This is a genomic window from Salinivibrio sp. HTSP (assembly GCF_003390965.1).
GTDB classification, from domain to species: domain Bacteria; phylum Pseudomonadota; class Gammaproteobacteria; order Enterobacterales; family Vibrionaceae; genus Salinivibrio; species Salinivibrio kushneri.
In genome coordinates, this window is the sequence record NZ_PXUD01000086.1 from 1 (window position 1) to 3808 (window position 3808).

Consider the following 3808-nt stretch of genomic DNA (forward strand, 5'->3'; position numbering starts at 1 on the left):
GCCGCTTCTCGTCGTTATGGGTTGTCACACGCGGTCAACCACGCGCAGAAGTCGAAAAATTCGACGGTGTATTTTACCCAAAAACTGTTTAGCAACATCATCTATCCAGAGGCAGGGCTCGCATCGGATAACTTCCGTGTCGCCAAGCATAAGCGCCGCCTGATGGGGATGTCGGTATTGGCGTGCTCGATTGCCACTGTGCTACTGGTGGGGACTTGGCACCGTTATTATTTGGCTAACGTCGCGCATGCTGATGCGGTATTGACCAAGGTTGATCAATATAAAACACAGTTCCCAAGCAGTGCTGATGGCGCATCCCAGCGTGAGGTATTGAAGCCGCTTAATCAGATCCGCCAAGCCACGTTAGAATTTGGCTTTTTCCGCGAAAAGCCCAAATACATTTCTGACTTTGGTCTTTATCAGGGGCATGTGATTGGTCCTAAAGTCGAGCAAACTTACCTCAACTTGCTGAAGAGCCGTTTCTTGCCGTTATTAATGGCAGATACCGTGGTAGATTTGAATCAGGCTACGACGGATCAAGAACAGTGGGTGGCCTTGCGAGTCTATCGCATGATGGTTGATAAAAGTGGTCGCTATCACGATTACGTGATGGATTATTTCAGCCAGCAGTGGCAGCGTGAGTTCGCAGGGCAAAAGGTCATTCAAGAACGTTTACTGGGTCACCTGGATTACGCCATGCGACACACGGACCTAACCGCAGCACGTCGTCAAGGTGATGAGGTGGCGGAGCGTGTGATGCGCCCTTACGATATGACCATTGCCCGCGCTCAAGCAGACCTTCGCACCATGCCCACCGATCAGCGTGTATATCGTAACTTGAAGCTGGATGCCGAGACAGTATTGGGCGCGCCAATGAACTTACGTAATGCTGTTGGGCCGGTATTTGATGTGGTGTTTGAAGAAAGGGAAGTGGACAGTGACAACCTGTACATTCCGCAAATGCTAACTAAAAAAGGCTTCGAAGATTACTTTGTGCCCAAGCTGCAATCTGTCTCTGATTTGGCCCTGATTGATAGTTGGGTGCTGGGTGAAGCCGAGACGGCAGAGTTCAGCAAAGCCGATAAGAAGGCATTGCGTAATAAAATTCGCGATCTTTATGTCGCTGACTATACCAACAGCTGGCGAATGGCTCTTAATGAAATTGATGTCAAATTCTTCAGTGATATCAACGATGCAGTGTCGGTACTGGATAACTTCACCGGCCACGTGGGACCGCTACAACGTTTGTTACGCACGTTGGAGACTAACACGCAGCTAGCGTCTGGTTTGGGGCTAGATGAAGAAGCGCAAGATGCCATTGCAGAAAACCCTAAATACAAGGTGGCATCACAAATTCAAGCGCCGTTTGCTGACTTAAATGGCTTGCTAAAAGCGGTGAATGATAAACCCGCTTACTTGAATGAAGTTCTCGCGTCGGTTCAAGAACTGAAGAGTTACTTGAAGTCGATTCAAGATGCACAGGATGTTGGCACTGCTGCGCTCGATGCCACCAAAGCCCGCGTGAAACTGGTTAATACAGACCCCATTTATACGCTTAAGCGTATCGCCACAGGCTTGCCAGAGCCACTTGACGGCATGGTGGATAAGCTGGCAGACGAGAGCTGGCATGTTGTCAAACAAGCTGCGATTAAGCACTTGGAAGTCCGTTGGTATCAAGATGTTTATCGGCCATACCAGCAAAAGTTGGCCAATCGCTATCCGTTTAATCCTAAGGCGAATAAAGATGCATCGTTGACGGACTTTGAGCGCTTCTTCGCGCCGGGTGGCACGCTTGATAACTTCTACAACACGCAACTGAAAATGTTTATTGATGAAAACATTTCAGTGGGAGACAAAGGCGTGGATGGCTCCCTGATCCGCCGTGATTTATTGGCGCAGATCCGCCAAGCGCAAAAAATCCGTGAAGCCTTCTTTAATCGTAAAGGGATTTTGGATGTGAGCTTCTCGGTTGAGCCGTTACGTTTGAGCAGTAATAAACGTCGCAGTGTTCTGAATGTCGATGGGCAGTATGTTACCTATAGTCACGGACCAAGAGACAACATCGAGCTAATCTGGCCAAATACATTACGCGACTCAGCAACATCAAAACTGACGCTGGTTCCGACAAAGACCAACTTGTCGCCGCGTAGTGTGGTCATTCGAGGACCATGGGCGCTGTTCCGCTTACTGGATAGAGGGGCTGTTGTCTCCGCAAGTACCACGTCCGTTGACTATCAGTTCAATGTCGACGGGGGTGGGATGATCTATCGAGTGAATGCCCAAGCGGCTACTAACCCGTTCACGCAACGCTTGTTCAAGTCGTTCAAGCTCTCTCGCAACCTCTACTAACTGATCATGGGGCGAGTGCACTCGCCCCTGCTTTATCAGGAATGCTAAGCCATGTCTTTTATTCTCTCTATTGATAACCAGCCGTTTCGTGTTATCCAAGATGTTCAACCATTGCGTGATGACGAGCGTTATCAAGCAATTAGAGACCAAATCAACAAACGCCATTCGCCACTATCTGGGGGGACCGATTGGCAATTTGTAAAAGATAACTGTCAAGCACTCGCCAGTGAGCAAGGCATTGATTTACTGCTCAGTGGTTACTATGCCGTCGCGGCGTTAAAGATTGGCGGGTTGGCAGGATTTGCAAATGGGCTGGAGCTGATCCTTGCTTGTTTGAATAACGAAGAAGCAGTGTCTGAAAAACGTGCCCGGGCGCGAAAAGAGGCGCTGGAGTGGGTAAATGCTCGTGTATTGGGTGAGCTTAATCAGATAAAGCCAGATCAACAAGCATTGCGCGATTTGTATCGTTGTGAACGGCTGTGTGATGCCCTTTACCATGTTTTGGCCCAACAGCAACCCAGTTACACGGTCGATTATGAAGGGTTGGCCTATGTATTGTTTGAGCATATTGACCGTATAGAAACGCGTTTTCATAGCGCGATAAAGCAACAGCAGAAAAACGAGAGCCTTAATCCGAAGATCACGGTTAAAAAAAGCCGACTGCGCAGTTTATTGGCAGGCATTGCAGGTGCTGGCTTAGTGGTGATCGCCTGGCTGGGCTACCCACATATACCCTATTTTCAAACCCCGTATAAAGTGGAGACATCACAGCCTTCCCTTAACAATGTTCAAGCGCTGAGTATGTTTTCCAAGCAGCATTTGCCGGCAACACTGTCGCGTTGGGAGCCACAATTTATTCCTTTATACACGGACGCGGTAGAGCAGGAGATGGCGCAATCGGTTGAAGCGGCTAAAACCTCTGCCAAACAACACCTCAATGCGTTAACCACTTTGTACGGTGATAACGAAAAAACGACCTCATTAGTAGCAACGTACCAAGCTGAGCGTGCTGAAGCATTGGAAAGTACAGCAAAATACATCGATAAGTTTCGCGCGGTTCGAACCAAGATGGCGAATATCGCGTTGCTGGCAGAGCAAAATCGCTGGTGGGCATTACAGAAGCAGACACGCTCACTAGAGAGTTTTGCTATCGGACTGTCTCCTATCTATGGTCGCGCGGATTATGTCACAACCTTGGTTGAACAGGGCGAGATAGACAAAGCGAACCAAGAGCTGTCAGTGCTTATTGAGCGCTTAAACCACCTGAGTTGGAAAGTGTCTCAGCTGCAAGAGGTGGTTGATGAAAACCAGAGTAAAGCGGTGCAAAGGGGCCAATAATGCTAAGCAACTTTTTGCTTGGCTTGGCAAGAAGTTGCTTGGTACGTGCAAAAAATTGGTCAGCCAGATTCTAAGGTGCTGATTTGTAATGATAAAAAACTTGGCATGCATTTCGCAAGAT

At 48.5% G+C, this 3808-nt stretch carries 2 protein-coding genes; both read left to right on the forward strand.

What is annotated here, in order from left to right; genetic code table 11:
• Nucleotides 1–2349: type VI secretion system membrane subunit TssM (gene tssM, locus C7A19_RS14050; RefSeq protein WP_116645187.1), on the forward strand; the 2349-nt coding region annotated here is incomplete at its 5' end.
• Nucleotides 2350–2400: 51 nt separating this feature from the next.
• Complete coding sequence (locus tag C7A19_RS14055; RefSeq protein ID WP_116645188.1) at nt 2401–3687, forward strand: type VI secretion system ImpA family N-terminal domain-containing protein; 1287 nt, start codon at nt 2401–2403, stop codon at nt 3685–3687.
• The last annotated feature ends 121 nt before the right edge of the window (nt 3688–3808 follow it).